We start from the raw sequence: 25,680 nt of genomic DNA, 5'->3' as shown, positions 1-25,680 counted from the left end.
TCAGCGCACGTCGACGCGTCGCGCTTCCGCGGCCGACACGCACAGCACCTGTGCGCGCGGCGGGTGTGCGGAGGCATCCCAGTCGCTCAGCACGATGCGGCGCAGGCCGTCGCCCAGCGCATGCTCGGCAGGGCGGTGCGTGTGGCCGTGGACCAGTGTGTGCGCGTTGGCGCGCTTCAGCCAATCACGCGCCGCGTCGGTGTCGACATCGGCCCAGACCATGCCGGGCGTGGACTTGCGCTCTTCGCTCTGGGTGCGCATCGACCGCGCGAGCGTTCGGCGTGCCTCCAGCGGCTGCGAAAGGAAGGCCTGTTGCCACGCCGGGGTGCGGACTTCTGCGCGGAACTTGAGGTAGTCGGTGTCTTCCAGGCACAGCGCATCGCCATGGCTCAACAGCCAGCGTTTGCCATGCAGCACGAGGACCGTCGGGTCGTCGAGCAGTGTGAGGCCGCAGCGCGCCGCGAAATCGGCGCCCACGAGGAAGTCGCGGTTGCCGTGCATGAAGAAGATCGGCCGTCGCCGCGATGCCGCGCGCAGCAGCTCGGCGCATTGCGCCTCGAAGCCGAGGACGGCGGCGGCATCGTCGCCGACCCAGACCTCGAACAGGTCGCCGAGGATGAAGAGCGCGTCGGCCGGCGTGGTCTCGAGGTAGCCGCGCCAGGCGTCGAAGGTCGCCGGCTCGTCCGCCTGCAGGTGCAGGTCGGAGAGCAGGTCGACCGTGTGCCACGCGGCGGGTGCCACGAGTTCGGCAAAGGCCTGCTCGGTCACCGTGCTCATGCCGCGCGACACCCGGGGCTTACTCGACCGTGACGGTAGCCTTTTCGATGACCACGTCTTCCAGCGGCACGTCGTCGTGGAAACCCTTGCGGCCGGTCTTGATGGCCTTGATCTTGTCGACCACCTCGGTGCCGGCGATGACCTTGCCGAACACGGCATAGCCCCAGCCCTGTGCCGAAGGCGCGGTGTGGTTCAGGAAGCCGTTGTCCGCGATGTTGATGAAGAACTGGGCCGTGGCCGAGTGCGGCGCGCTGGTGCGTGCCATCGCGACCGTGTACTTGTCGTTCTTCAGGCCGTTGTTGGCCTCGTTCTCGATCTCGGCGCCGGTAGGCTTCTGCGTCATGCCGGGCTCGAAGCCGCCGCCTTGCACCATGAAGCCCGGGATCACGCGGTGGAACACCGTGTTGTCGTAGTGGCCGCTCTTCACGTAGCCGATGAAGTTCTCGACCGACTTCGGCGCCTTGGCGCGGTCCAGTTCGAGGGTGATGGTGCCCTGGCCGGTGATGACGAGTTCGACTTGGGGATTGCTCATGGATGGCTCCTGGGTTACTTCGCCACGACGGTGGCGGACTGGATGGTGATGGTGTCGAGCGGCACGTTCTGCATGCCGCTGTTGTTGCCGGTCTGGACGGCGCGGATCTTGTCGACCACGTCGGCGCCCGCGACGACCTTGCCGAACACGGTGTAGCCATGGCCGTCCGGGTTGGGAGCGTCGAGCATCGCGTTGTCCTTCACGTTGATGAAGAACTGCGATGTTGCCGAGTTCGGGTCGCCGGTGCGCGCCATGGCGATCGTGTACTTGGCGTTCTTGAGGCCATTCGAGGCCTCGAGCGGCACCGGGGCGCGCGTCGGCTTCTGGCGCATGTCGGCGGTGAAGCCACCGCCCTGGATCATGAAGCCGTCGATGACGCGGTGGAACACCGTGCCGTCGTAGTGCTTGTCGTTGACGTACTGGAGGAAGTTCGCGACCGTCTTCGGTGCCTTCTCGGGCGCCAGCTCGACGACGATGTCGCCGGCCGAAGTGGTCAGCTTCACGCGGGGCGCATTGCCTTGTGCCCAGGCGCTCAGGCCCAGGGTCAAGGTCGTCGCAAGGACCAGCGCCGTACGGCGCGAGAGGATGTGAAGGCTCAAGGGATGACTCGCTTTCTGAGGGAGTGGGCGTGCCTCTGCGGCACCGCGCGCCGAGGTGCGTGCGGCTTACTTGGGGTTCGTGGGTTTGCGCGCTTCGGTCGGCGCAACCGCTGGAGCCGGCGGTGTGGACACCGTGGCCGGCACACCGGTGAAGATCTGTCGGATCAGCGCCAGCTTGGGCGCCGCGCTGGCATTGGCGGACGCGAGCTGTTGCGCCTTCGCATAGGACTGCGCCGCGAGACGTGCATAGATGTCGCCCAGGTTCTCGTGCGCCGTGGCGTAGTTCGGGTTCAGGCGGATCGCGTTCTCCAGCGCGTCGCGCGCCAGGTCGAACTTGCTCTGCTGCGCATAGAGCGCGGCCAGGTTGTTGTAAGGCTCGGGCAGCTCGGGGAAGTCCTGCGTGAGCTGCACGAAGGCCGTGGTCGCGTCGGCCGTTTTGCCTTGCTCGGTGAGGATCACGCCGCGCAGGAAGCGCATCTGCGGGTCACGTGGCTTGCCGGCGATGTAGGCATCGGCCTTGGCGAGTGCCTCGGGGGCCTTGCCTTGGCGCAGCAGCTGATTGACGTCGGCGTAGTCGTCGGCATGCGCCAGCGTGGCGGCAGCGGCGAACAACAGCGCGCCGAGCACGCGCACAGCCGGGCGGAAGGACAAGGAGGACGCGAGGAGGGTGACGGCTTGCTTCATGAGGCTCGGGAAGAGGATCCGGCGCGGGCTTCGTCGACGCACCCGAAGATCGGTGCAAGGTACCCCGCAGGGGCCGTTTATACTGGGCGCGATTGTAGCCGAGGGGCCAAGCCAAACCCCTCGTGCGGCAGCCCCCACACCCCTGACAAAACCTTGTTCGCCCGCGTTCCCCGAGCCGCGGGTGGACGCTTTCCGATTTCCATGAGTCTGCGCATCTACAACACGCTGTCGCGTGAACTGGAGGAGTTTTCTCCGCTGCAACCCGGCCAGGTGCGCATGTACGTCTGCGGCATGACCGTGTACGACCTCTGCCACATCGGCCACGCGCGGATGATGATGGCCTTCGACGTGGTGCAGCGCTGGCTGCGCGCCACTGGCCTCGACGTCACCTACGTGCGCAACATCACCGACATCGACGACAAGATCATCGAGCGCGCGGTCAAGCGCGGCATCACGATCCGCGCGCTGACCGACGAGATGATCGCGCTGATGCACGAGGACATCGCCGCGCTAGGCATCGAGCCGCCGACCATCGAGCCGCGCGCCACCGAGTACGTGCCGCAGATGCTCGACATCATCGAGACGCTCGAGCAGAAGGGCCTGGCCTACCGTTCGCCGATGGGCGATGTGAACTACGCGGTGCGCAAGTTCCCCGGCTACGGCAAGCTGTCGGGCAAGTCGCTCGACGAACTGCATGCGGGCGAGCGCGTCGCGGTGCTCGACGGCAAGGACGACCCGCTCGACTTCGTGCTGTGGAAGGCATCGAAGCCGACCGAGCCCGCCGAGGTCAAGTGGGCCAGCCCCTTCGGCTCGGGCCGGCCGGGCTGGCACATCGAGTGCTCCGCCATGAGCTGCGCCACGCTGGGCGAGACCTTCGACATCCATGGCGGCGGCGCCGACCTGCAGTTCCCACACCACGAGAACGAGATCGCGCAGAGCGAAGGTGCACACGGCCAACCGCTGGCCAAGGTGTGGATGCACAACGGCTTCGTGCGCGTGGACAACGAGAAGATGTCCAAGAGCCTGGGCAACTTCTTCACCATCCGCGAGGTGCTGCAGAAGTACGACCGCGAGACGCTGCGCTTCTTCCTCGTGCGCACGCATTACCGCAGCCCGCTCAATTACAGCGATGCGCATCTGGACGACGCGCGCAACGCGCTCAAGCGTCTCTACACGGCGCTGCATTCGGTGGCGCCGGCCACGGTCGCCATCGACTGGTCGCAGCCGCAGGCCGCGCGCTTCAAGGCCGCCATGGACGAAGATTTCGGCACGCCCGAGGCGATCGCCGTGCTGTTCGATCTGGCGGGCGAAGTCAATCGCACCGCATCGGCCGAGACGGCCGGCTTGCTGAAGGCGCTGGCCGGCACCCTGGGCCTGCTGCAGGGCGACCCGCAGCAGTTCCTTCAGTCGGGCAGTGCGCTCGACGACGCAGCCATCCAGGTGCTGATCGCGCAGCGCGCGGCGGCCAAGGCCGCGAAGAATTTCGCCGAAGCCGACCGCATCCGCAACGACCTGCTCGCGCAAGGCATCGTGCTCAAGGACTCCGCCACAGGCACGACCTGGGCGGCGGCGCAGTGAAAGACCCGGCCCCGATGTCGCCCGCCGTTGCCCTGCCCGTCAAGATCATCACGCCCGACTATTGGGTGGAAGCCTGCAAGCACCTGTCCAAGAAGGATCGGGTGATGAAGCGGCTCATCCCGCAGTTCGGCGACGCCTGCCTGGAGTCGCGCGGCGATGCCTTCACCACGCTGGCGCGCAGCATCGTCGGCCAGCAGATTTCTGTGAAGGCGGCGCAGTCCGTCTGGGACCGGTTCGAGGCGCTGCCGCGCAAGATGACGCCGCGCAACGTGCTCAAGCTCAAGGTCGACGACATGCGTGCGGCCGGGCTGTCGGCGCGCAAGGTCGAGTACCTGGTCGACCTCGCCATCCATTTCGATTCCGGCGCGGTGCACATCGACGCCTGGAAGGACATGACCGACGAGATGATCATCGAGGAGCTGGTGGCGATCCGCGGGATCGGCCGCTGGACCGCCGAGATGTTCCTCATCTTCCACCTCATGCGCCCCAACGTGCTGCCACTGGACGATGTCGGCCTGATCAACGGCGTGAGCCAGAACTACTTTTCGGGCGAGCCGGTCAGCCGCAGCGACCTGCGTGAGGTGGGCGTGGGCTGGGCCCCTTATTGCAGCGTGGCGACTTGGTATATTTGGCGGTCGCTCGACCCGGTACCGGTCGCGTACTAAAAACTGGAGAAGACGTTGGCGAAACGAACCTTCCTCGACTTCGAGCAGCCCATCGCTGAACTCGAAGGCAAGATCGAAGAACTGCGCTATGTGCAGACGGAATCAGCGGTCGATATCTCCGAAGAGATCGATCAGCTCAGCAAGAAGAGCCAGCAGCTCACCAAGGACATCTACAGCGACCTGACGCCCTGGAAGATCACCAAGATCGCCCGGCATCCGGAACGCCCGTACACGCTCGACTACGTCCACGAGATCTTCACCGACTTCGTCGAGCTGCATGGCGACCGCCATTTCTCGGACGACCTGTCGATCATCGGCGGGCTGGCGCGCTTCAACGGCGTGCCCTGCATGGTGATCGGCCATCAGAAGGGCCGTGACACGAAGGAGCGCACCGCGCGCAACTTCGGCATGAGCAAGCCCGAGGGCTACCGCAAGGCGCTGCGTCTGATGAAGACGGCCGAGAAGTTCAAGCTGCCGGTCTTCACCTTCGTCGACACGCCCGGCGCCTACCCCGGCATCGACGCGGAAGAGCGCGGCCAGTCGGAAGCCATCGGCCGCAACATCTTCGAGATGGCGCAGCTCGAGGTGCCGATCATCGTCACCATCATCGGCGAGGGCGGCTCCGGTGGCGCGCTGGCCATTTCGGTGGGCGACCAGCTGGTGATGCTGCAGTACTCCATCTACTCGGTGATCAGCCCCGAAGGCTGCGCATCGATCCTGTGGAAGACCAGTGAGAAGGCCCAGGAAGCGGCCGACGCGCTGGGCATCACGGCCCATCGCCTGAAGGCACTGGGCCTGGTCGACAAGATCGTGAACGAGCCGGTCGGCGGCGCCCACCGCGACCACAAGCAGATGGCCGCTTTCCTCAAGCGCGCGCTGAACGACGCCTTCCGCCAGGTCAGCGACCTGAAGGTGAAGGAACTGCTCGATCGCCGCTATGAGCGCCTGCAGAGTTACGGTCGTTTCTCGGACACCAAGGCCGACAGCACCCGCTGACGTGCTCGCGGACCGGTTCCGGTCCGCCCTTCACCATGGACAACCCCGCCGCCCACGCGCTCGCCTCGTGGGCGGTGTCGCTTCCGCTGGGCATCGCCTACAGTGGCGGTGCCGATTCGACGGCCTTGCTGCATGCGGCGGCGGCGCGCTGGCCGGGGCAGGTGCATGCACTGCATGTGCACCACGGCTTGCAGTCGGCGGCGGATGATTTCGAGCGCCACTGCGCATCCACCTGCGACGCGCTGAGCGTGCCGCTGCACATCGGTCGGGTCGATGCCCGCCATGACAGCGGCGACAGCCCGGAAGACGCTGCACGGCGCGCGCGCTACGCCACGCTGGCGGCGCTCGCGTCGGCGCAGGGGCTCCAAGACGTGCTGCTCGCCCAGCACGCGGACGACCAGGTCGAAACGATGCTGATCGCGCTAGGCCGCGGCGCGGGCCTCGATGGCCTGGCCGCCATGCCGCGCGAGATGATCCGCCACGGCGTTCGCTTCCATCGGCCGTTGCTCGATGTACCAGCGACCGATTTGCGCACCTGGCTCGCGGCTGAGGCCATCCCGTTCATCGAAGACCCGAGCAACGCCGATGAGCGCTACACGCGCAACCGCATCCGCCGGCGGGTGCTGCCGGCGCTGGCCGAGGCCCTGCCGCAGTTCCGCGACACCTTCGCGCGCAGCGCCCGCAACGCGGCGCGCGCGTCGGCCTTGCTGAGCGAATTGGCAGAGATCGATCTGGTGGCGGCCGGCATGCCGCCAGCCATCGACGCTTTGCAAGCCCTGTCGCGCGAGCGCCGTGCCAACGCCTTGCGGCACTGGTTGCGCAGCGCACACCGCGCGGTGCCCAGCGAAGCGCAGTTGCAGCAGCTGCTCGACCAGATCGAGGCCTGCCGCACCCGCGGCCACGGCATCCGGCTGAAGGTGGCCGACGGCTTCGTCGAGCGGGATGGCGCGCGGCTGCGTTGGTACAATGTCGCGCCTTCGCCGTAGCTCGCAGCCCTCGCGCTGAACCGGCCATCGACGAAGCGGTCCGCAGGGCCGTCGCCGACATCGCGGCGTCCGTTTTTCCTCTCCTTGATTTCACCCATGGCATTGATCGTTCACAAATACGGCGGTACGTCGATGGGCTCGACCGAGCGCATCAAGAACGTCGCCAAGCGCGTCGCCAAATGGGCACGCGCCGGCCACCAGATGGTGGTGGTCCCGAGTGCCATGAGCGGCGAGACCAACCGGCTGCTGGGCCTCGCGAAGGAGCTCGCGTCCAGCAAGCCCGACTCGAGCCACGACCGCGAACTCGACATGCTCGCGTCGACCGGCGAGCAGGCCTCGTCGGCGCTGCTGGCCATCGCGCTGCAGGCCGAAGGCGTGCCGTCGGTGAGCTACGCGGGCTGGCAGGTCTCGGTGCGCACCGACAGCGCCTTCACCAAGGCCCGCATCGAGAGCATCGACGATGCCCGCGTGCGCGCCGACCTGGCCGCGGGCAAGGTGGTCGTCATCACCGGCTTCCAAGGCGTGGACGATGCCGGCAACATCACGACGCTCGGCCGTGGCGGCAGCGACACCTCCGCCGTGGCCATCGCTGCGGCGATGAAGGCTGCCGAGTGCCTGATCTACACCGACGTCGACGGCGTCTACACCACCGACCCGCGCGTCGAACCCGATGCCCGCCGGCTGCAGACCGTCAGCTTCGAGGAAATGCTCGAGATGGCGAGCCTCGGCTCCAAGGTGCTGCAGATTCGCTCGGTGGAATTCGCCGGCAAGTACAAGGTCCCGCTGCGCGTGCTCTCGAGCTTCACGCCCTGGGACATCGACATCAATGAAGAAGCCAAGTCCGGCACGCTGATCACTTTCGAGGAAGACGAAAACATGGAACAAGCCGTCGTATCCGGCATCGCGTTCAATCGCGACGAAGCGAAGATCTCGGTGCTGGGCGTGCCCGACAAGCCGGGCATCGCGTACCACATCCTCGGTGCCATCGCCGATGCGAACATCGAAGTCGACGTGATCATCCAGAACCTGAGCAAGGACGGGAAGACCGACTTCAGCTTCACGGTGAACCGCAACGACTACGCCAAGGCCACCGACCTGCTCAAGGCCAAGGTGCTGCCCACGCTCGGCGCCGATCAGATCGTCGGCGACACGAAGATCTGCAAGGTCAGCATCGTGGGCATCGGCATGCGCAGCCACGTGGGCGTCGCGAGCAAGATGTTCCGCGTGCTGAGCGAAGAGGGCATCAACATCCAGATGATTTCCACCAGCGAAATCAAGACCTCCGTCGTCATCGACGAGAAGTACATGGAGCTGGCGGTGCGCGCTTTGCACAAAGCCTTCGATCTCGACCAGCCGACCGCCTGAAAACGGCCCGAACACTGGCATAATCACGCCTCCAAAGGAACTGTGACCGAGTGGCCGAAGGTGCTCCCCTGCTAAGGGAGTATGGGGTGTAGAGCCTCATCGAGGGTTCGAATCCCTCCGGTTCCGCCAGATACCGTCCATGACGGACCCAAAAAGCCCCGCGCGATCTCGCCGCGGGGCTTTTTCCATTGCGGACGACCGTCGGCCCGGGGCCCCTGTCGTTGAGGCGCGGTCGGGACAGCCGCAACCCTCCGCCGCTACGTTTCTGTCGCGAGAGCCATGCTCGCTGTTCGCACCCGTGCCCGTCTCGCATCGATCAGCCGGGCCGCCAGTTGCGCGGTCAGTTCCAGCCGCGCGAGATCGCGCTGGCGCGACGCTTCGGTCAGGTCGTGACACGGGCCGTACAACGTTCCGTAGACGCGTCCGTCGAGCAGCACGACCGGGACGCTCACATAGCAGGTGGCGCTCGACATCCTGGGCACGGCCTGCCACGCCATGGCGAAGTCGAGGGGGTTGCCGAAGCGGGCGGTGTGGAAACTGCCGCACGCCGTGCTGTCGAGCGAGCGCGGCACACGGCGGCCGTCGACCAGTTCGAGCACGAAGGCCGCGTCGGTCGCGTGCTGTTCTTTCAGTATCCGCAGAACAGTGCACAAGGCATCGTCGACCATCGGGTCGCTACGGTCGGACGTGGCGATGGCGAGCTCGGAAATTCGAACCTCCAGCGCATCGGGTGCGTAGTCGAAATCGAACGGCTCCTGCGGCTCTTGCGGTGTCGGTGGTGGCTGGTTCATGGGCGTCCCTTGCGAACGCTCATTGGACGGCATGGAGGCGAGAAAGGAGTACTAACGTTCGCGTCGTTTTGCGGGATTTATCACTTAAAAGCATTACATCGCGCCACGCGTCACGTGCGTATCGACTGAAAGGCATGCCTAATTCAGCCTGTCGAAAGAAGGTGACAAAGCTCACCGAACGTGAACTAAAGAACTCGGTTCCTTCAGGTCCCGAAACACAACAGCATCGGGTCCAGCCCGACGAGGAATGACGAAATGACTGCTGATTTGCGCCGCATCGCATTGACCGTGGACGAGCCCTGGCCGGGCCTGTATTTCTGGGTGCTGCAGGAAGAAAACGACGACGCCGGGATCTACGAGCCGATCGACGCGGCCGATGCGCCGGCCAAGAGCTACCAGGCCGCGCTGGCGGCGGGCTACATGGCGCCGCAGGCCGCTGCCGGGGCCGATGGCCCGCGTCGCGGCACATTCGCCGCGCCGACCTTCATCAGCCCGTCTTTCGACGTCGCCCACACGACGATTCAGTAGTCGTCGGCCGTGTCGCCGGCAGCGATGCCGGCGTGCCTCAGACGGGCGGCCTCAGGGGCTGTTCGTTCGCGATGATGCCGGGCCGGACCAAGGCCGCCAGGGCAGCGGGGCCGCTGAGCTCGTCGGGTGTCGTCTGCGCAAAGGCCCGACGCTGGACCATCGCCTGACGGCGCGCCCGCGCGTGGCGGATGGCGATGCTCTGGCGACGCACCAGGTCCCGCACGTCGTCTTCCGCGGCCACCAGATCGATCCGTGCACGCAACAGCGCGCCGACGCGTTCGGGTTCGGGCCACATCCAGGTGGGGAGCAAGGCCCATGACGCCTTGAGGGGATCGCGCAGTGCGTCGTAGGCGCGCTGATCCACGGCGTAGGCCGTTTCCAGGTTGGCCACTGCGCCGGCGAATTCCACTTCCCATTGACTCATGAGCACCTCCGAGTACCCACGAGTATCTTCGCCGTCCACTGTTAACCAGTGTCAACTTATTCACGCCGCACGGGCATAGTTCACCACGGACCGGGTGCGAGGAACGTACGCCCGCCGAAAATCGAAGCTTCCAGCGTGTCAGCGATGCGGCAGTCGCCGCGCTTGCCGCTCACCAAGGTCCATCCGTGTCACTTCTGCTCCTTCATCAACTCGCGCAAGCGGCGCTGCCGGTCAACGTGTTCTCCGGCCAGGAGGTGGATGGTCTGCGGGTTCTGTGTCTGGCGGGCCATGTGAAGGCGACGATTCCCTTGCCCGTTCGCACGCTCTACGGCTACGACCAGCCGCCGGCTACGGTGGAAGCGGTCACGCCACTCGGACTTCGGATGCTGCGCCGCTTCCCGCTGACAACGCCGAACGGCGCCGCGGCGCGTCCCGGGAGGGCGCCTCGCCGGCGCCTGCTGGGGCGCTTCTGAGTCAATGCGCGGGGTCGTCCAGCGTGGCGATCGAGGCGGCGACGCGGGCTGCCATCGCCTGGGTGAGTTCGATCTGCGAACGGGTCATCGTCAGCAGCATCGCGATGCCGACCGCGCCTGCGCAACCCAGCGCCGCCAAGAATTGAAGCTGTGAAAGCGTTTCCATTTCGGTGCCTTTGGAAGAAGCGAGGAAGGAGGGAAGCGAAGCCGCAGTCTGCGCGTGGCGTCGCACCGCCTCAATACGCCATTCGGCTAAGCGCCGTATGGACAGGCCCTGGATCGGGCGCGATTCAGGCATCCCCGGACGGTCCGCACCGCGATGGCTACTCGCCGCTTCCGTCGTCTTCCAGGCTGGCGCTCCAGCGGGGGCCCCAGCCGCCCTTGGCCTGATCGAGGCTGCGCCGCTCGCGTTTGGTGGGCCGGCCCTGTTCGATGCTCAGCGCCGGCTCGCTGCCCATGCGGCGCTGTTCGCGAGCCGCGGCCTGTGCTGCGATGCTGTCGGCAGTCTCCTCGTACAGCTGCTGCGCCACCGGCGCCGGACCGCGCTGCCCGCTCACGCCCCGGACGACCACGGTGCGCAGGACGGCGCCCTGACGCAGCGCGACGGTGTCGCCCGCCTTGACTTCACGCGAGGCCTTCGCCACGTCGCCGTTGACCTGCACGCGGTTCTTGCCGATCTCGTCGGCCGCCAGCGAGCGGGTCTTGTAGAAGCGCGCGGCCCACAGCCACTTGTCGATACGCAGACGATCCATTCCTATCCTTGTTCCAGCGGCAGCCGCACGGTGGCGTCGAGCCCGACCACCTGGTTGCCGACGATGCGATTGTCCAGCGCGATGTGTCCGCCCAGCGCATGCACGATCTCCTGGCAAATCGCCAGGCCGAGCCCCGAGCCGCTGGACATGTCGCCCGCGGAGAAGGGCGCGAACAACCGGCCCCGCAGTTCGTCCGTGATGCCGGGGCCGGCATCGGCGATGCTCAGCAGCGCCTCGCCATCGTCGGCGCGCACCCGCACCGACAGCATGCCGCCGCGCGGGCTGTGCTTGATGGCGTTGTGCAGCAGGTTGCGTGTCAGCTCCTGCAGCATCCAGCGGTGGGCGTGCACCTGCACCACGTTGGCGTCGAGCTCGAAATCGAGCGCCTTGTCGGCGATCAGCGGCGACACGTCGAGCGCGACCTGGCGCACCACCTCGCCCAGGTCCTGGGTGCTCGACTCCGGCTGCTGGCGCAACTGCTCGACCTTGGCCAGCGAGAGCATCTGGTTGGCCAGCGTCGTCGCCCGCGCCACGGTGGCGTCGATCTCGCTGAGGGCCTGATCCGCCGGCACGTCGCCACGCCGCGCCGACTGCACCTGTGCCTTGAGCACGGCCAGCGGCGTGCGCAGCTGGTGGGCGCTGTCGCGCACGAAGCGCTTCTGGTGGTCGAGCAGCGCCTGCAGCCGGCCCATGACGCGCGTGGTCGCTTCGACCAGCGGGCGGAGTTCGCGCGGGGCGTCGGGCGCCTCGATGGGCGACAGGTCGTCGGCGGCGCGGGACTCGATGGCTTCGCCCAGCGCGCGCACCGGCTGGGTCGCGCGCTGCACGACCAGCGCGGTGACCGCGGCGATCACGGCCAGCAGCACGGCCTGCCGCCAGAGCGTGTCGAGCAACAGCTTGCGCGCCAGCGTCTCGCGGATTTCAAGCGTTTCCGCCACCTGCACCACCGCCATGCCCCGGCCGACGGAGCTGGCCACGGGTTGCAGCAGCACGGCGATGCGCACCTGCTGCCCGCGAAACTCCGCGTCGTAGAAGTCGACCAGCGCCGCGTAAGGTGGGCGTATCGGCAATGTGCCGCGCCAGAAGGGCACCTCGTCGAAGCCCGAGATCATCTCGCCGTTGAGCGTCGACACGCGGTAGTACATGCGGCTCTGGCTGTCGGCCTCGAAGGCTTCGAGCGCGGAGTAGGGCACCACCGCGCGCAGCACCGCCGCTTCGTCGTAGCCGGTCACGTCGAGCTGCTCGCCGATGGTCTTGGCCGACGCCAGCAGCGTGCGGTCGTAGGCGATGGTGGCGGCGGCCAGGCTCTGACGATACAGGCTCACACTGTTGACCGCGATGACCAGCGCCACCGGCACCAGGATGCCTAGCAGAAGCCGTGCACGCAAAGAGGTCGCCGGGACCGTGAAGTGCCGCCTCACGGCTCCTCACGCAGCAAGTAGCCCAATCCACGCAGCGTCATCAGCGCCGTGCCGGTGCCCACCAGCTTCTTGCGCAGGCGATACACCACCACCTCGATCGCCTCGTATTGCACATCCGCTTCGCCGGGGAAGACCAGCTCGAACAACCGTTCCTTGGTGACGGCATGGCCGGGGTTGGCCATCAGCGCTTTCAAGAGCGCCAGCTCGCGCGGCGTGAGTTCGAGCACCTCGGCGCGGTGGTAGATGGCGCCGCTCGCGACCTCGTAGCGCAGCCCACCGACCGGTGGCGGGCCGGGCGGTGCATCGCTGCCGTCGGCCTGCTGGTGGCGGCGCCGCAGGGCGCGCAGGCGCGCCTCGAGTTCGTCCAGATCGAAGGGCTTGGGCAGGTAGTCGTCGGCGCCGGCATTGAGCCCGACGATGCGGTCGCCCACCGTGCCGCGGGCCGTCAGCAGCAGCACCGGCGTGCGCAGCCCGGCAGCACGCGCCTGGGCCAACACCTGCAGCCCGTCGAGGTTCGGCAGGTTGAGGTCGAGCGCCACCACATCGGGCTCCAGCACCTGCCATTGCGCCAGCGCGAGCGCGCCGTCGCCACACACCCGCACGTCGATACGGCGGCGGCCCAGCGTGCGCTGCAGCGTGGTTTGCATGGTGGGGTCGTCTTCGACCAGCAGGAGCTTCATCGGCGGGGTGGGGTTCGGTGTTTACCCCAGTCCGCAGGACAGCCAACTGACAGCGGGGCGGCGCATCATAGCGGCGTTCAGCTTCCCCCAGATTCCACCCCATAAGGAGACACTCGATGCGTCGCGACACCTTTTTGAAGTCATTGGCCGCCCTGGCCGCCGCGGGCGCGTTGCCCCTGTCGGCACGCGCTGCCGCCAACCTCAAGATGATGATCCCCGCCAACCCGGGTGGCGGCTGGGACACCACCGGCCGCGCGCTGGGCAAGGCCCTGACCGACGCCAAGGTGGCCGATACGGTCACTTACGACAACAAGGGTGGCGCTGCCGGTGCGCTGGGCCTGGCCCAGTTCGTCAACGGCGCCAAGGGTGACCCGAACGCGCTGATGGTCATGGGCTCGGTCATGCTGGGCGGCATCATCACCGGCAAGCCGCCGGTCAAGCTCGAGCAGGCCACGCCGATCGCCCGCATCACGACCGAATACAACGTGTTCGTGCTGCCGGCCAGCTCGCCGCTCAAGACCATGAAGGACGTGGTCGACCAGCTCAAGAAGGACCCGGGCAGCGTCAAGTGGGGCGGCGGTTCGCGCGGTTCCACCGAGCACATCGCCGCGGCGATGATCGCGCAGAAGGTCGGCGCCGACCCGTCGAAGATCAACTACGTGGCCTTCCGCGGCGGCGGTGAAGCCACCGCGGCCATCCTGGGCGGCAACGTCACGGTCGGCGGCAGCGGCTACAGCGAGTTCGCGGAGTACATCGCCGCGGGCAAGATGCGCGCGATCGCCGTGACCTCGGCGCAGCGCCTGCCGGGCATCAACGTGCCGACGCTGAAGGAGCAGGGCATCGACGTCGAAATCGGCAACTGGCGCGGCGTGTACGGCGCCCCGGGCCTCACGCCCGAGCAGCGCAAGACCGTCACCGACATGGTGCTCGCGGCGCTGAAGAGTTCGGCCTGGGCCGAAGCGCTCAAGAAGAACGACTGGACGCCGGCCGTGCTGTCGGGCGACGCCTTCGCCAAGTTCGTCGACGACGATTTCGCCAGCCTGCGCGCCATCATGGCCAAGTCCGGAATGATTTGACGCTTCCCCGGGGCTTGCCCACATGGTGTGGCTGCGCCCACCCCTTCCGGGGGCGACACCAACGCCCGGCGAAGCCGGTTCCGTGGTGTCCCTGGAAGGGGACGATTTCGCTCCTCCCTCAGAAAAAAACATGAACTCCAGCTCTCTTCCCGCGGATGTGGGGCGCGGCACCACGTGGCCGCAGACCTTGGTCGGTGTCGGCGTGCTGCTCACCGGCCTCGGGCTGGGGGTCGGCGCGATCGATATTTCGTCCGATGCCGGCTACGGCGGTGTCGGTCCCAATTTCCTGCCCTGGCTCGTGTCGATCGTGCTGTCGATCTGCGGCGCGTGGATCATCTGGGAGTCGCGCACCGGCGGCTTTCGCGACATGGACGCGCCCTCAGGTGCCGTCGAGACTTACTGGTCGGGCTTCGTCTGGGTATCGGCCGGGCTGCTGCTGAATGCATCGCTCATCACCACGATCGGCTTCATCTTCAGCTGCACGCTTTGCTACGTGCTTGCCGTGCAGGGCCTGCGCCGCGCTAGCGGGCAGGCGGCGGTCAACAGCCCGCGCACCTGGGGCATCGATGCGGTCACCGGCGTGCTGATTTCGGCGCCGGTGTTCTGGACGTTCACGCAGTTCCTGGCGATCAATCTGCCGGGCCTCACCTCTACCGGCTGGCTCTGACATGGATATCTTTGGCGCACTCATGCAGGGCTTCGCTGCGGCGATCACCCCGGCCAATCTGCTCTGGTGCCTGGTGGGTTGCGCCCTCGGCACGGCCGTGGGCGTGCTGCCCGGCATCGGCCCGGCGGTGGCGGTGGCGATGCTGCTGCCCATCACCGGCAAGGTCGACGTCACGGCCTCGATGATCTTCTTCTCGGGCATCTACTACGGCGCGATGTACGGTGGCTCGACCACCTCCATCCTGCTGAACACGCCCGGGGAGACGGCCAGCATGGTGACCGCCATGGAGGGCAACAAGATGGCCAAGAGCGGCCGCGCGGGCGCCGCGCTCGCGACCGCGGCCATCGGCTCCTTCGTGGCCGGCACCATCGCCACCGTCGTGGTGACGCTGTTCGCGCCCTTCGTGGCCGAGTTCGCCGTGAAGCTCGGTCCGCCCGAGTACTTCCTGTTGATGCTGCTGGCCTTCACCACGGTGAGCGCGGTGCTGGGCAAGAGCACCCTGCGCGGCATGACGGCGCTCTTCATCGGCCTGGCCGCTGGCTGCGTCGGCCTCGACCAGATCTCGGGCCAGGGTCGCTACACCGGCGGCATCCCTGAAATGCTCGACGGCATCGAGATCGTGCTGGTTGCGGTCGGCCTCTTCGCCGTGGCCGAAGTGCTGTACGCGGTGCTGTACGAAGGCAAGGTCGTCGAGGGCCAGAACAAGCTCAGCCGCGTGCACATGAGCAAGCGCGACTGGAAGCGGTCGATTCCCGCCTGGCTGCGTGGCACCGCCATCGGCACGCCCTTCGGCTGCATCCCGGCGGGCGGCACCGAGATCCCGACCTTCCTGAGCTATGCGATGGAAAAGAAGCTGGCCAAGGACCCAAAGGACAGCGCAGAGTTCGGCACCACCGGCGCCATCGAAGGCGTGGCCGGCCCCGAGGCGGCCAATAACGCAACGGTGACGGCCGCACTCATCCCGCTGCTCACGCTCGGCATCCCGACCAGCAACACCACCGCCATCCTGCTCGGTGCGTTCCAGAACTACGGCATCCAGCCCGGCCCGCAGCTCTTCACGACTTCGGCCGCGCTGGTGTGGGCGCTGATCGCGTCGCTCTACGTGGGCAACGTGATGCTGCTGGTGCTCAACCTGCCGATGGTCGGCCTGTGGGTCAAGCTGCTGAAAATCCCCAAGCCCCAGCTCTACGCCGGCATCCTGATCTTCGCGACGGTCGGTGCCTACGGCATGCGCCAGAGCGCCTTCGACCTGTTCCTGCTCTACGCCATCGGCGTGCTGGGCGTGGTCATGCGGCGCTTCGACTTCCCGACCGCGCCCGTGGTGGTCGGCATGATCCTCGGCCCGCTCGCCGAAGCGCAGCTGCGCAATGCGATGTCGATCGGCGAGGGCAGTGCGGTGGTGTTCTTCCAGCGCCCGATGTCGATCGTGCTGATCCTCGTGGTGCTGGCTGTGCTGATCCTGCCGCGCGTCGCCAAGGCGATGGCGATGAAGAAGGCGCGGGCCGCAGCGCTCTGACGAAGCCGCTGCGCGCTTTATCGCGGCGCGCCGGCGCGGTCGGCAGGCAGCACGATGGTGGCGCGGCCGTCGCGCGTGGTCATGGTGTCCGACGCCGCCGGCGGCGTGGCGGAGCCGACTGGCGCCACCACCGTCGCGCGGCCGTCGGCAGACGGGGTCGGCGTCGCTGTCGGCGGGCCGCCGAGCACGCCGTCCAACGCACGTCCTGCCGCACGCACGCAAGCCTCGCGAGACGGTGCCGGCAGATTTCCCCGATTGCAGGCCGCAACTTCAGCGTCGTAGCGCTGCTGAGCCGCGGCCCGGTCGCTCGGCCCCTGCTGCGCGAAGCCGTTGATGCCGAGCAGGAGCGCCGTTCCGACGAAGGCGTACTGGATGCGAGTCGCGAGCATGGGCGTCTCCGTGTGTGATGAGCCCCTCATCGTGCCGAGCGATCGCGCAGCGCGCGTGCGAGGCCGCAGCGTACGACGGTAGGTCAAGGGCGACGAAACGCCGCGGCCTGTGCCACCCACGGGCCACGCGTTTCATGGGCATGACTTCTTGGCTGACTAGATTGCGGGCGTCCAGTCAGGCGCTTCTGTCGGCTGGTGCCTTTCCCATTCCGCAGCCAATCCCTCTTCATGTCTCCTCTTTTGTCATCCCCTCGACCCTTCGTCATCACCCTCGTCGCTGCGCTGTGCCTCACGGCCTGCGGCGGAGGCGGCGACAACTCGAGTGCGTCGACGCCCTCCACGGGCACCGCGCCAGCCGCACCGGCCCCGGTCGTCGCGGTCGGCGCGCCGAAGGACCTCGGCTTCACCGACACCGCACCGATGCCCGACGCCGTGGCCGTCCCGCCGTTCGTCGACAACGCCGCGACCAACCAGCGCGGCGATGCGCGCTACGCGACCAAGGAAACCAACGCCGGCGTGCGCGTGGTGGCCGGTTTCCTCGAGTTTTGGCAACCCAGCACGTCGCTGGTGGACGCAGGCCAATCGGCCCCCCCGCAGGCGGGCTTTCCGGCCGTCACCGCGTCCACCTGGAGCGGGGTTCCCGGGGACGCCAGCGACGGGAAGGTGCTCAACACCGCCGTGCTGGGCCACAACATCCAGTACGTGGTCGACGCGACCACCGCGCGCACCAGCGCGCAAGAGCTGGCGGCCTATCTCGACGATCGCCGGCAAAAGGCTTACAGCGTCAGCGACGGCCTGGGGCCCCTCACGGCGGCCTGGCGCGCGGCGGCGCAGCAGACCACGACGATCACTGGCATCGCGGCCGATGCCACGACCGTGAAGTACGACGATGGCGGCAACAACTGGGGTGTGGCCGGCGCCGCCAACCCGGCGTTCGGGACCGTGGTCGACTTGATCGCAGGCATCGGCGAGAGCGGCTCCACCGAGCCGGCCAAGCGCTACTTCAAGTACGCACGCCCCTGGCGCTGGAGCAGCAGCGTCAAGGTGGTTCCCGCCCTGGAACCGGCGAAGAGCACCACGCCCACCACCGACGGCGGCTTCGTCAGCGGCCACACGGCCGAGGCCGTGCGCAACGGCTTCGCCTTCGGCTACGTCGTGCCCGAGCGCTTCCAGGAGATGGTCGCGCGCGGCCTCGAGCTCGGCGAAAACCGCATTCTGTCGGGCATGCACTCGCCGCTGGACGTGATCGGTGGACGCATCCAGGGCCATGCGGTGGCGGCGGCCAGCCTGTCGACCGGCGCCAACGCCGCGCGCAAGGCCGCGGCCCGCGCGCAGGCCCAATCGGTGCTGATGACGGCGGTCGGTGCCGCCGATGCCACGGCCCTCAACGCCTTCGCCCATTCGCAGGGCGCGGACCAGGACCGCTTCGCGAACCACGCCGCCAGCAAGGCTGCCTACCTGCGTCGCATGACCTTCGGCTTCACGCAAGTCGGCGACAAGACCAAGCCGGCGGTCGTGCCCAAGAACACCGAAGTGCTGCTCGAAACCCGCCTGCCGTACCTCGACGCCGAGCAGCGCCGCGTGGTGCTCAAGACCACCGCCATCGCATCCGGCTACCCGGCGATGGACGACCCCGAAGGCTGGGGCCGCCTGAACCTGTTCGACGCGGCCGACGGCTACGGCGCGTTCAATGGCGACGTGATCGTGAAGATGGATGCCAGCCTGGGTGGCTTCCACGCGATGGACAGCTGGCGCAACGACATCGGCGGTGCCGGCAAGCTCAGCAAGACCGGCACCGGCACGCTGCGCCTGGGTGGCAAGAACAGCTACAGCGGCGGCACGCAGCTCGTGGCCGGCACGCTGCAAGCCGACTCGGCGAGCGCCTTCGGTCTGGGCAACGTCTACGTCGGTGGCGGCACACTGGTGTGCAATGCCGATTCGATGGTGAAGATGGCAGGCGCCTACACCCAGCTCGGCGGCACGACGCTGCAGATGAACATCGGCGGCAACGGCGCCGGGCGTCTGGCGGTCAAGGGCGTGGCGGCGCTGGACGGCACGTTGAACGTCACATTCAAGGCCGGTGCGGCGCCCAGCGTGGGCGATGTGCTCACGCTCGTGAGCAGCGGCGCGCTGATCGGCAAGTTCAGCGCCATCACCGTGCCGGCCGGCTTCAAGGTCACCCCGACCTACACCGCGACCGAGCTGTCGCTGCGCATCGACGCGGTCTGACCATCGCAGCAGCAGCAGCCGCCGCGCGCGCGGCGGCTGCTGCTCACGCGCCGCGCAGCCGGCGCACCGTGCGCCGGATCCACTGCTCGATGTCGTCGATGTAGGTGAACACCGCCGGCACCACCAGCAGGCTCAGCACCGTCGACGTGATCAGCCCGCCGATCACCGCCATCGCCATCGGCGAGCGGAAGCTCGAATCGGCCGCGCTCCAGCCGAACGCGATCGGTGCCATGCCGGCGCCCATCGCGATGGTGGTCATGATGATCGGCCGGGCCCGCTTGTGGCAGGCGTCGCGCAGGGCGTCCCAGCGGCTCATCCCATGGTCGCGGCGCGCGACGATGGCGTATTCGACGAGCAGGATCGAGTTCTTCGTCGCGATGCCCATCAGCATGATCAGCCCGATAAGCGACGGCATCGACAGCGCCTTCTGCCCGATCAGCAGGCCGACGAAGGCGCCGCCCAGTGCCAGCGGCAGCGCGCACAGGATGGTCACCGGGTGCAGGAAGTCCTTGAACAGCAGCACCAGCACGATGTAGATGCACAGCACGCCGGTCAGCATCGCCAGGCCGAAGCTGTTGAAGAGTTCGGTCATCACTTCGGCGTCGCCGACCTCGGTGACGCGCACGCCGGGCGGCAGGTTCTGGATCGAGGGCAGCGCCATGGCGGCCGTCTTGGCATCGCCCAGGCCCACGCCCGACAGCTCGATCTCGAAGTTGACGTTGCGCGACCGGTCGTAGCGGTCGATGACGGCCGGACCGCCCTCGACCGTGAGCGTGGCGACCTGGCCGAGCATCACCGGGCCGCGGGCGCTCGGCACCGTCAGGCGTTCGAGCAGCGCCAGGTCCTGACGCGCCGAGTCTTCCAGCTTCACCACGATCGGCACCTGACGCTGCGCGAGGTTGAGCTTGGGCAGCGACTGGTCGTAGTCGCCGATCGTGGCGACGCGCAGCGTCTCGGCGATGGCCGAGCTGGTCACACCCAGGTCGGCGGCGCGTGCGAAGTCGGGCCGCACCGCGATCTCCGGGCGAATCAGGCTGGCGGTCGAGGTGATGTTGCCCAGGCCGGGGATGGTGCGCAGGTCGCGCTCCACGGCGCGCGCCGCGGTGGTCAGCGCGGCCGGGTCTTCGCCCGCCAGCGACAGGATGTACTTCTCGCCCGAACCACCCAGGCCGACCGTGCTGCGCACGCCCGGCAGCGACTCGAGCGCGGCGCGGATCTCGTTCTCGATCACCTGCTTGCGCGGCCGGTCGCCGCGCGGATCGAGCTTGATGGTCAGCGTGGCCTTGCGCGTTTCTGGCGTGCCGAAGCTCGCGAACGGATCGCCGCCCGCGCTGCCGCCGGCCACCGTGGTGTAGACGCTCTTCACATGGCGGATCGCCATCACGCGGCGGCGCACCTCTTCGGCGGTGGCGGAGGTCTGCGCCAGCGTCGCACCGGGCGCGAGCGAGATGTAGACCTGCGTCTGCGAGTTGTCGTCCGGCGGAATGAAGCCGGTCTTGAGCAGCGGGATCATGGCGATCGAGCCGATGAAGAACACCGTGGCGAAGGCCATGGTCAGCAGACGGTGCTTCATGCACCACTCGGCCGCGCGCATGTACACCGTCAGCCAGCGCGGTTCCTTCTCGGCGCCGACGAGGGGCTTGAGGATGTAGGCCGCCATCATGGGCGTGAGCACCCGCGCGACGACCAGCGACGCGAACACCGCGAGCGACGCCGTCCAGCCGAACTGCTTGAAGAACTTGCCCGCCACGCCGCTCATGAAGGCGGTCGGCAGGAACACGGCGATCAGCGTGAAGGTGGTGGCGATCACGGCCAGGCCGATCTCGTCGGCCGCTTCCATCGCCGCGTCGTACGGGCTCTTGCCCATGCGCAGGTGGCGCACGATGTTCTCGACCTCGACGATCGCGTCGTCGACCAGGATGCCGACCACCAGCGACAGCGCGAGCAGCGAGATGATGTTGATCGAGAAGCCCAGCAGGTGCATGCCGATGAAGGCGGGAATCACCGACATCGGCAGTGCCACCGCCGAGACGAAGGTGGCGCGCCAGTCGCGCAGGAACAGCCACACCACGATCACGGCCAGGATGGCGCCTTCGTACAGCAGGTGCAGCGAGCCGTCGTATTCCTCCTGCACCGGGTCGACGAAGTTGAAGGCCTCGGTCAACTGGATGTCCGGGTGCTGCGCGCGCATCTCGGCCAGCGCGTTCTGCACCAGGGCGCCCACGGCCACTTCGCTCTCGCCGCGGCTGCGCGCGACCTCGAAGCCGACCACGGTCTTGCCGTCGAGCAGGGCGGTGGCGCGCGGCTCGGCGATGGTGTCGCTGATGCGCGCCACCTGGTCGAGCCGGATGCGGCGCCCGTCGCTCAGCGCAATCTGCAGGCTGCGCAGTTCATCGGCCGACTGCACCGTGGCCAGCGTGCGCACGGGCTGTTCGCTGCCCGACAGGTCGAAGCGGCCGCCGGCGCTTTCGGTCTGCACCTGGCGCAACTGGCGCGAGATGTCGGCGGCGGTGGCGCCGAGCGCCTGCAGCTTGGCCGGGTCGATGTCGACATGCACCTGGCGCGTGACGCCGCCCACGCGGTTGACCGCGCCGACGCCGGGCAATGCCAGCAGCTTCTTGGTCACGTCGTTGTCGACAAACCAACTGAGCGACTCGGCATCCATCTTGTCCGACGCGATGGTGAAGGCCAGCACCGGCTGGGCCGCGAAGTCGAGCTTGGTGACGACCGGGTCGCGCACGTCGGCCGGCAGGTCGGCCCGCACGCGCTGCACGGCGGAGCGCACGTCGTCGACCGCTTCCTGCACCGGCTTCTCAAGGCGGAACTCGATGATCAGCGTGGCCGCGCCGTCCTGCACCTTGGTCGTGATGTGCTTGAGGCCCTGGATGGTGGCGATCGAATTCTCGAGCTTGCGCGCGACGTCCGTCTCCAGCTGCGACGGTGCCGCGCCCGGCAGCGCCGCCGACACGGTGACGGTCGGCAGGTCGATGTCCGGAAAGTTCTGCACCTTCATCGCGTTGAAGGACAGCAGCCCGCCGAAGGTGAGCAGCACGAAGAGCATCACGGCCGGAATCGGGTTCCGGATGGACCAGGCGGAGACGTTCATGGCTTGCCTACTCCAGGATTCACGGGCGCCACCCGCACCAGGTCGCCGTCGTTGAGGAAGCCGGCGCCTTGCACCACCACTTGCGCATCGGCGGGCAGCTTGGTGAGGATCTCGACGCGCTCGCCGACGCGGCGGCCGGTCTGGATCTTCAGCTGCGACACCCGGTTGTCGGGCTGCAGCAGCAACAGGTGGTTGAAGCCGTCACGCGGCACGATGGCGGCCTGCGGCACCGTCAGCGCGTTGCTTCGTCCGAGCTGGAATTCGCCGCTCGCGAACATGCCCGCCTTGATGCCCGTGTTCTGCAGCACGTTGGGAATGTCGACATAGACCAGCGCGTTGCGCGTCTGCGGGTCGACCGTCGGCGCGATGCTGCGCACGGTGCCTTGCACCTGCGCGCCGCTCGCGCTCTGCACCGTGGCGGGCGTGCCGAGCGCGATGCGGCCGAGCTCGGCCGAGGTGACCTCGGCCCGCCATTCGAGCCGGCCCTGGCGGATCAGCCTGAACAGCTCGGTGCCGGCTGCGACCACGCTGCCGACGGTGGCGGTGCGCGCGGAGATCACGCCGTCGTCCGGTGCCAGCACCCGCGTGTTGCGGCCGCGCACCTGCTGCGCAGCGAGCACCGCCTCGGCCGCCTCGACGCGCGCCTTGGCGGTCTGCTCGGTCGTCTGGTACTGGTTGATCTGCTGTTGGCTCAGCGCACCGGTCTGCGCCAGCGTGCGGGCGCGGGCGGCATTGCCGGCGGCATCGGCAGCGGTGGCCTTGGCCTCGGCGAGCGAGGCACGAGCCTGTGCCACGTCGGCGTTGACGGTCTCGGGAGAGAACACGGCCAACACCTGGCCCTTCTTGACCACGTCGCCGACGTTCACCCGCACCTCGGCCAGCCGCAGGCCGTTCAGCTCGGAGCCGACGATGGCTTCCTGCCAGGCCGCGACGTTGCCGTTGGCGGCGAGCGTGACGCTCAGCTCGCTGGTCTCTGGCTTGGCGACCGACACGGTGAGGGCCGGGCGCGCGGGTGCGGCGCCGTTGGCTGCAGCCGGTGCGGCCCCGGTCAGCGGTGCGGGCTCGGCCGGCTTGCGCAGCAGCCAGAACGCCAGCAAGGCGACGACGATCAGGGCCACGAGGGCGAGGAGGAGGGTGCGCTGGCGTCGGGTCATGGTGTCTTCGCTGTTTTCGTCTGTGCGGAAGAGGGAGAGGTTTCGTTGGCGAAGGCGGTGCCGGGCCGTGCCCAGCCGCCGCCGGTGGCGCGGTACAGCGCCACCCAGGCTTCGGCGCGCTCGCGCTGCAATGCGACGCGCGATGTCTGCGCGGCGAAGAGCGTGCGGCGGGCATCTTCCAGCTCGAACAGGCTGGCCAGGCCGCTCTGGTAGCGCGCCTGCGTGGCGTCGAACGACGCCTGGTAGTTCTGCACCGCGGTGTCGGCGTCGCCGGTGCGGGCGTCGGTCGCCTGTAGGTTCACCAACGCCTCCTCGACCTCGCGCACCGCCGTGCGCACGCTGCCACGGTACTGCGACACGGCTTCGTCGTAGCGGGCCTTGGCGCTCTCGGCGTTGGCCGCGCGTGTGCCGCCATCGAAGATCGGCAGCGTCAGCGCCAGCGGCCCAATGGCCCAGGTCTGCAGGTTCTGGCTCGCGCCGCCGCTGCGCAATTGCAGCGCGGCAACGGAGCCCTGCAGCGTCAGCCGCGGGTAGCGGTCGGCTTCGGCCGCGCCGACCTCGGCGCTGGCAGCGGCCACACCCAGCTCGGCCGCGAACACGTCGGGCCGCTGCACGAGCATCTGGGCGGGCACGCTGGCCACGGCCTGCACCGCCGGCAGGGCGCGGTCGGCGGAGATCGTGGCCAACTGCTGGTCGAGCGCTTGGGCATCGATGCCGGTCAGCGCCACCAGGCCCTTGCGCAGCACGGTGCATTGCGCGCCCTGCTGGGTCAGGCGCGCCGACGCGTCGGCCGCGCTCGCGCGGGCCAGTACCGCATCGGCAGGCGCGGTGAAGCCGGCCTTGGCCGACAGGTCGGTGAGGCGGGCCGTCTCGCCGCGCGAGCGTGCGTCGGATTCGGCTACAGCGCGTTGACGCTGGCAGGCTCGCTCGGCGAAATACTGGTTCGCCGTCTCCGCCGCGACGGACACGCGGGCGTCGTGCCACCGGGCGTCGGCGCTCCGCAGCCGCGCATCGGCCGCGTCGCGGGTGGCGCGACGGTTGCCGAACAGGTCGATCTCCCAGCTGGACTGCAGGCCGGCCTGCAGGGTCGTGACCGCTGGCAGCGAAGTGCTGGCGCCGGTCGAACCGCTGCTGCCGCCGATCGGCGAGTTGCTGCGCTGCGCCGACAGCGTGCCGTCAAGCGTGGGCAACAGCGCCGCGCCGGCCTGCACCCGCGTGCCGCGCGCTTCGGTGATGCGCGCGGCGGCACTGGCCACCGTGGGGCTGGCGGTCTGGGCGGCCTCGATCAGCGTCACCAGCAACGGGTCGTCGAGCTGGCGCCACCAGTCGGCCATCGCAGGCAGCGAGCCGGCATGCGCCAGCGAGGTGGGCAGGGGGGCATTCCATTGCGCGGGAATCGGTGCGGCGGTATCCGCGGGCGGGCGTGTCACGCCGCAGGCAGCAAGTGCGAGTGGCAGGCACAGCAGCGCCAGGCGTGCACGGGCATTCATGCATCGAGGCTTCATGGGGCTTTCCTTCTCGGAGGGAGGGTGGCGCGCCGAGCCGTTTCGGCATCGACCAGCGCCATCGCGTACAGGTGCAGCCGGTCGGCCCACCGGTCAATGCTGTCGGCCGAGCGGAGCAGCGCGGGCCGCAGCACGTCGACCATGTCCTGCATCACGAAGAGCTGCAATGCCAGCCCGTTGATCGCCAGCGCGAGCCGATGCACATCGTCGTCGGCTTTCGTGATGCCGAGGTGACGCATCAGGACACGCACCAGCGCCTCGTGCGGCCCGCGGATGTCGCGTTCGACTTCCTCCGCCCACAGGCTGGTCGGCTCCACCATCTCGCGCATGTGCAGGCGCATGCACTGCCGCACGATCTCGCCGTGCTTGAGCGGCTCGACGTAGGCCGCCATGTACAGACGCAAGGCGTCGGCGATGCCCAGCCCCGGCGCGCCGAAGAGCTGGACCAGGTCACCCGCCGATCCGCCCATCGGCTCGTTGAAGGTGGCGCTGTAGAGGCCGGCCTTGTCGCCGAAATAGTAGCTGATGGCGGCGATGTTCACGCCGGCCGCCTTGGCGATCTCGCGCGTCGAGGTCTTGGCGAAGCCGTGCTCGGCGAAGAGGCGAAGGGCGGCGTAGAGGATGCGTTCGCGGGACTCGGCGCCGTCGCTGCGGGAGGCGCGTTCGGCGGGTGTGGCCGAGGGCGAGGCGGTCTGTTTGGGGGACGTCTTCATGCCGGCCGGATTAGACCACAGATCAAACGATTGATTGAACTAGCACGTACATCGGGAACATGGTGATTGTTCGG

At 68.1% G+C, this 25,680-nt stretch carries 26 protein-coding genes and 1 tRNA gene; 12 read left to right on the top strand and 15 right to left on the bottom strand.

Features of this window, described 5'->3' with window-relative positions:
• From ACSFA0_RS12525 to ACSFA0_RS12510, 4 genes are all read right to left on the bottom strand, one after another.
• Positions 1-777, bottom strand: coding sequence for a UDP-2,3-diacylglucosamine diphosphatase (locus tag ACSFA0_RS12525; protein ID WP_435450493.1), 777 nt, complete (start codon positions 775-777; stop codon positions 1-3).
• 19 nt (positions 778-796) lie between these two features.
• On the bottom strand, positions 797-1,309 hold the full coding sequence (locus ACSFA0_RS12520) for a peptidylprolyl isomerase (protein ID WP_435450492.1): 513 nt from the start codon (positions 1,307-1,309) through the stop codon (positions 797-799).
• Between the two features lie 14 nt (positions 1,310-1,323).
• Positions 1,324-1,875 (bottom strand): peptidylprolyl isomerase, encoded by a 552-nt coding sequence (locus ACSFA0_RS12515; protein ID WP_435450966.1) that lies wholly within the window; start codon positions 1,873-1,875, stop codon positions 1,324-1,326.
• A gap of 99 nt (positions 1,876-1,974) precedes the next feature.
• Positions 1,975-2,592 (bottom strand): tetratricopeptide repeat protein, encoded by a 618-nt coding sequence (locus tag ACSFA0_RS12510; RefSeq protein WP_435450491.1) that lies wholly within the window; start codon positions 2,590-2,592, stop codon positions 1,975-1,977.
• A 201-nt stretch (positions 2,593-2,793) separates the two neighbouring features.
• Here ACSFA0_RS12510 and cysS point away from each other — a divergent pair, with 201 nt between their 5' ends.
• The 6 genes from cysS (at position 2,794) to ACSFA0_RS12480 (ending at position 8,311) form a co-directional block, all read left to right on the top strand.
• Positions 2,794-4,170 carry a cysteine--tRNA ligase gene (cysS, locus tag ACSFA0_RS12505; RefSeq protein ID WP_435450490.1) on the top strand — a complete coding sequence of 459 codons (1,377 nt, stop codon included), beginning with the start codon at positions 2,794-2,796 and terminating at the stop codon, positions 4,168-4,170.
• Between the two features lie 14 nt (positions 4,171-4,184).
• Positions 4,185-4,835 carry a DNA-3-methyladenine glycosylase family protein gene (locus ACSFA0_RS12500; protein ID WP_435450489.1) on the top strand — a complete coding sequence of 217 codons (651 nt, stop codon included), beginning with the start codon at positions 4,185-4,187 and terminating at the stop codon, positions 4,833-4,835.
• A 15-nt stretch (positions 4,836-4,850) separates the two neighbouring features.
• Positions 4,851-5,831 (top strand): acetyl-CoA carboxylase carboxyltransferase subunit alpha, encoded by a 981-nt coding sequence (locus ACSFA0_RS12495; RefSeq protein WP_435450488.1) that lies wholly within the window; start codon positions 4,851-4,853, stop codon positions 5,829-5,831.
• 35 nt (positions 5,832-5,866) lie between these two features.
• A complete protein-coding gene (tilS, locus tag ACSFA0_RS12490; protein WP_435450487.1) occupies positions 5,867-6,817 on the top strand; it encodes a tRNA lysidine(34) synthetase TilS in 951 nt (316 codons plus the stop codon).
• A gap of 96 nt (positions 6,818-6,913) precedes the next feature.
• Positions 6,914-8,182 carry an aspartate kinase gene (locus ACSFA0_RS12485; RefSeq protein ID WP_435450486.1) on the top strand — a complete coding sequence of 423 codons (1,269 nt, stop codon included), beginning with the start codon at positions 6,914-6,916 and terminating at the stop codon, positions 8,180-8,182.
• Between the two features lie 36 nt (positions 8,183-8,218).
• Positions 8,219-8,311, top strand: a tRNA-Ser gene (locus ACSFA0_RS12480).
• 128 nt (positions 8,312-8,439) lie between these two features.
• Here the strand turns inward: ACSFA0_RS12480 and ACSFA0_RS12475 are convergent.
• Entirely contained in the window at positions 8,440-8,973 is a 534-nt protein-coding gene (locus tag ACSFA0_RS12475; protein ID WP_435450485.1) for a hypothetical protein, read from the bottom strand.
• Between the two features lie 255 nt (positions 8,974-9,228).
• Here ACSFA0_RS12475 and ACSFA0_RS12470 point away from each other — a divergent pair, with 255 nt between their 5' ends.
• A complete protein-coding gene (locus ACSFA0_RS12470; RefSeq protein ID WP_435450484.1) occupies positions 9,229-9,501 on the top strand; it encodes a hypothetical protein in 273 nt (90 codons plus the stop codon).
• Between the two features lie 37 nt (positions 9,502-9,538).
• On the opposite strand, the gene ACSFA0_RS12465 is transcribed toward ACSFA0_RS12470, so the two are convergent.
• Positions 9,539-9,925 (bottom strand): hypothetical protein, encoded by a 387-nt coding sequence (locus ACSFA0_RS12465; protein WP_435450483.1) that lies wholly within the window; start codon positions 9,923-9,925, stop codon positions 9,539-9,541.
• 185 nt (positions 9,926-10,110) lie between these two features.
• Between ACSFA0_RS12465 and ACSFA0_RS12460 the strand changes: the two genes are divergently transcribed.
• Positions 10,111-10,398, top strand: coding sequence for a hypothetical protein (locus tag ACSFA0_RS12460; RefSeq protein WP_435450482.1), 288 nt, complete (start codon positions 10,111-10,113; stop codon positions 10,396-10,398).
• A 1-nt stretch (position 10,399) separates the two neighbouring features.
• Here the strand turns inward: ACSFA0_RS12460 and ACSFA0_RS12455 are convergent, their stop codons facing one another.
• From ACSFA0_RS12455 to ACSFA0_RS12440, 4 genes are read right to left on the bottom strand one after another with little or no spacing between them, the layout of a single operon-like run.
• Entirely contained in the window at positions 10,400-10,696 is a 297-nt protein-coding gene (locus ACSFA0_RS12455; protein ID WP_435450481.1) for a hypothetical protein, read from the bottom strand.
• Positions 10,697-10,721: 25 nt separating this feature from the next.
• Positions 10,722-11,150, bottom strand: coding sequence for an RNA-binding S4 domain-containing protein (locus ACSFA0_RS12450; RefSeq protein WP_435450480.1), 429 nt, complete (start codon positions 11,148-11,150; stop codon positions 10,722-10,724).
• A gap of 2 nt (positions 11,151-11,152) precedes the next feature.
• Entirely contained in the window at positions 11,153-12,538 is a 1,386-nt protein-coding gene (locus ACSFA0_RS12445) for a sensor histidine kinase (RefSeq protein WP_435450479.1), read from the bottom strand.
• Positions 12,539-12,567: 29 nt separating this feature from the next.
• Complete coding sequence (locus ACSFA0_RS12440; RefSeq protein ID WP_435450478.1) at positions 12,568-13,251, bottom strand: response regulator transcription factor; 684 nt, start codon at positions 13,249-13,251, stop codon at positions 12,568-12,570.
• 116 nt (positions 13,252-13,367) lie between these two features.
• Between ACSFA0_RS12440 and ACSFA0_RS12435 the strand changes: the two genes are divergently transcribed.
• From ACSFA0_RS12435 to ACSFA0_RS12425, 3 genes are all read left to right on the top strand, one after another.
• Positions 13,368-14,327, top strand: coding sequence for a Bug family tripartite tricarboxylate transporter substrate binding protein (locus ACSFA0_RS12435; RefSeq protein ID WP_435450477.1), 960 nt, complete (start codon positions 13,368-13,370; stop codon positions 14,325-14,327).
• A gap of 130 nt (positions 14,328-14,457) precedes the next feature.
• Complete coding sequence (locus ACSFA0_RS12430; RefSeq protein ID WP_435450965.1) at positions 14,458-14,994, top strand: tripartite tricarboxylate transporter TctB family protein; 537 nt, start codon at positions 14,458-14,460, stop codon at positions 14,992-14,994.
• A gap of 1 nt (position 14,995) precedes the next feature.
• Entirely contained in the window at positions 14,996-16,510 is a 1,515-nt protein-coding gene (locus ACSFA0_RS12425) for a tripartite tricarboxylate transporter permease (protein ID WP_435450476.1), read from the top strand.
• 17 nt (positions 16,511-16,527) lie between these two features.
• Here the strand turns inward: ACSFA0_RS12425 and ACSFA0_RS12420 are convergent, their stop codons facing one another.
• Entirely contained in the window at positions 16,528-16,899 is a 372-nt protein-coding gene (locus ACSFA0_RS12420) for a hypothetical protein (RefSeq protein WP_435450475.1), read from the bottom strand.
• A 228-nt stretch (positions 16,900-17,127) separates the two neighbouring features.
• Between ACSFA0_RS12420 and ACSFA0_RS12415 the strand changes: the two genes are divergently transcribed.
• On the top strand, positions 17,128-19,128 hold the full coding sequence (locus tag ACSFA0_RS12415) for a phosphatase PAP2 family protein (RefSeq protein WP_435450474.1): 2,001 nt from the start codon (positions 17,128-17,130) through the stop codon (positions 19,126-19,128).
• A gap of 43 nt (positions 19,129-19,171) precedes the next feature.
• On the opposite strand, the gene ACSFA0_RS12410 is transcribed toward ACSFA0_RS12415, so the two are convergent.
• The 4 genes from ACSFA0_RS12410 to ACSFA0_RS12395 are packed head-to-tail and all read right to left on the bottom strand — an operon-like array spanning position 19,172 to position 25,606.
• Positions 19,172-22,234 (bottom strand): efflux RND transporter permease subunit, encoded by a 3,063-nt coding sequence (locus ACSFA0_RS12410; protein ID WP_435450473.1) that lies wholly within the window; start codon positions 22,232-22,234, stop codon positions 19,172-19,174.
• Complete coding sequence (locus ACSFA0_RS12405; RefSeq protein WP_435450472.1) at positions 22,231-23,388, bottom strand: efflux RND transporter periplasmic adaptor subunit; 1,158 nt, start codon at positions 23,386-23,388, stop codon at positions 22,231-22,233. Before ACSFA0_RS12405 ends, ACSFA0_RS12410 begins: the two co-directional genes overlap by 4 nt.
• Positions 23,385-24,893: an efflux transporter outer membrane subunit gene (locus tag ACSFA0_RS12400; RefSeq protein ID WP_435450471.1), complete on the bottom strand. Its 1,509-nt coding sequence runs from the start codon at positions 24,891-24,893 to the stop codon at positions 23,385-23,387. Before ACSFA0_RS12400 ends, ACSFA0_RS12405 begins: the two co-directional genes overlap by 4 nt.
• Complete coding sequence (locus tag ACSFA0_RS12395) at positions 24,890-25,606, bottom strand: TetR/AcrR family transcriptional regulator (protein WP_435450470.1); 717 nt, start codon at positions 25,604-25,606, stop codon at positions 24,890-24,892. Before ACSFA0_RS12395 ends, ACSFA0_RS12400 begins: the two co-directional genes overlap by 4 nt.
• Positions 25,607-25,680 lie beyond the last annotated feature (74 nt).

It is taken from the genome of Variovorax restrictus, from assembly GCF_051216715.1.
Taxonomy (GTDB): Bacteria; Pseudomonadota; Gammaproteobacteria; order Burkholderiales; family Burkholderiaceae_C; genus Variovorax.
This window is presented reverse-complemented; position numbering and strand designations above follow the sequence as displayed.

Excerpts from the sequence above, each read along its gene's own strand:
- ACSFA0_RS12525 (WP_435450493.1), bottom strand. The coding sequence starts at position 777 with ATGAGCACGGTGACCGAGCAGGCCTTTGCCGAACTCGTGGCACCCGCC.
- ACSFA0_RS12520 (WP_435450492.1), bottom strand. The coding sequence starts at position 1,309 with ATGAGCAATCCCCAAGTCGAACTCGTCATCACCGGCCAGGGCACCATC.
- ACSFA0_RS12510 (WP_435450491.1), bottom strand. The coding sequence starts at position 2,592 with ATGAAGCAAGCCGTCACCCTCCTCGCGTCCTCCTTGTCCTTCCGCCCG.
- cysS (WP_435450490.1), top strand. The coding sequence starts at position 2,794 with ATGAGTCTGCGCATCTACAACACGCTGTCGCGTGAACTGGAGGAGTTT.
- ACSFA0_RS12500 (WP_435450489.1), top strand. The coding sequence starts at position 4,185 with ATGTCGCCCGCCGTTGCCCTGCCCGTCAAGATCATCACGCCCGACTAT.
- tilS (WP_435450487.1), top strand. The coding sequence starts at position 5,867 with ATGGACAACCCCGCCGCCCACGCGCTCGCCTCGTGGGCGGTGTCGCTT.
- ACSFA0_RS12485 (WP_435450486.1), top strand. The coding sequence starts at position 6,914 with ATGGCATTGATCGTTCACAAATACGGCGGTACGTCGATGGGCTCGACC.
- ACSFA0_RS12475 (WP_435450485.1), bottom strand. The coding sequence starts at position 8,973 with ATGAACCAGCCACCACCGACACCGCAAGAGCCGCAGGAGCCGTTCGAT.
- ACSFA0_RS12470 (WP_435450484.1), top strand. The coding sequence starts at position 9,229 with ATGACTGCTGATTTGCGCCGCATCGCATTGACCGTGGACGAGCCCTGG.
- ACSFA0_RS12465 (WP_435450483.1), bottom strand. The coding sequence starts at position 9,925 with ATGAGTCAATGGGAAGTGGAATTCGCCGGCGCAGTGGCCAACCTGGAA.
- ACSFA0_RS12455 (WP_435450481.1), bottom strand. The coding sequence starts at position 10,696 with ATGCCTGAATCGCGCCCGATCCAGGGCCTGTCCATACGGCGCTTAGCC.
- ACSFA0_RS12450 (WP_435450480.1), bottom strand. The coding sequence starts at position 11,150 with ATGGATCGTCTGCGTATCGACAAGTGGCTGTGGGCCGCGCGCTTCTAC.
- ACSFA0_RS12440 (WP_435450478.1), bottom strand. The coding sequence starts at position 13,251 with ATGAAGCTCCTGCTGGTCGAAGACGACCCCACCATGCAAACCACGCTG.
- ACSFA0_RS12435 (WP_435450477.1), top strand. The coding sequence starts at position 13,368 with ATGCGTCGCGACACCTTTTTGAAGTCATTGGCCGCCCTGGCCGCCGCG.
- ACSFA0_RS12430 (WP_435450965.1), top strand. The coding sequence starts at position 14,458 with ATGAACTCCAGCTCTCTTCCCGCGGATGTGGGGCGCGGCACCACGTGG.
- ACSFA0_RS12425 (WP_435450476.1), top strand. The coding sequence starts at position 14,996 with ATGGATATCTTTGGCGCACTCATGCAGGGCTTCGCTGCGGCGATCACC.
- ACSFA0_RS12420 (WP_435450475.1), bottom strand. The coding sequence starts at position 16,899 with ATGCTCGCGACTCGCATCCAGTACGCCTTCGTCGGAACGGCGCTCCTG.
- ACSFA0_RS12415 (WP_435450474.1), top strand. The coding sequence starts at position 17,128 with ATGTCTCCTCTTTTGTCATCCCCTCGACCCTTCGTCATCACCCTCGTC.
- ACSFA0_RS12410 (WP_435450473.1), bottom strand. The coding sequence starts at position 22,234 with ATGAACGTCTCCGCCTGGTCCATCCGGAACCCGATTCCGGCCGTGATG.
- ACSFA0_RS12405 (WP_435450472.1), bottom strand. The coding sequence starts at position 23,388 with ATGACCCGACGCCAGCGCACCCTCCTCCTCGCCCTCGTGGCCCTGATC.
- ACSFA0_RS12400 (WP_435450471.1), bottom strand. The coding sequence starts at position 24,893 with ATGAAGCCTCGATGCATGAATGCCCGTGCACGCCTGGCGCTGCTGTGC.
- ACSFA0_RS12395 (WP_435450470.1), bottom strand. The coding sequence starts at position 25,606 with ATGAAGACGTCCCCCAAACAGACCGCCTCGCCCTCGGCCACACCCGCC.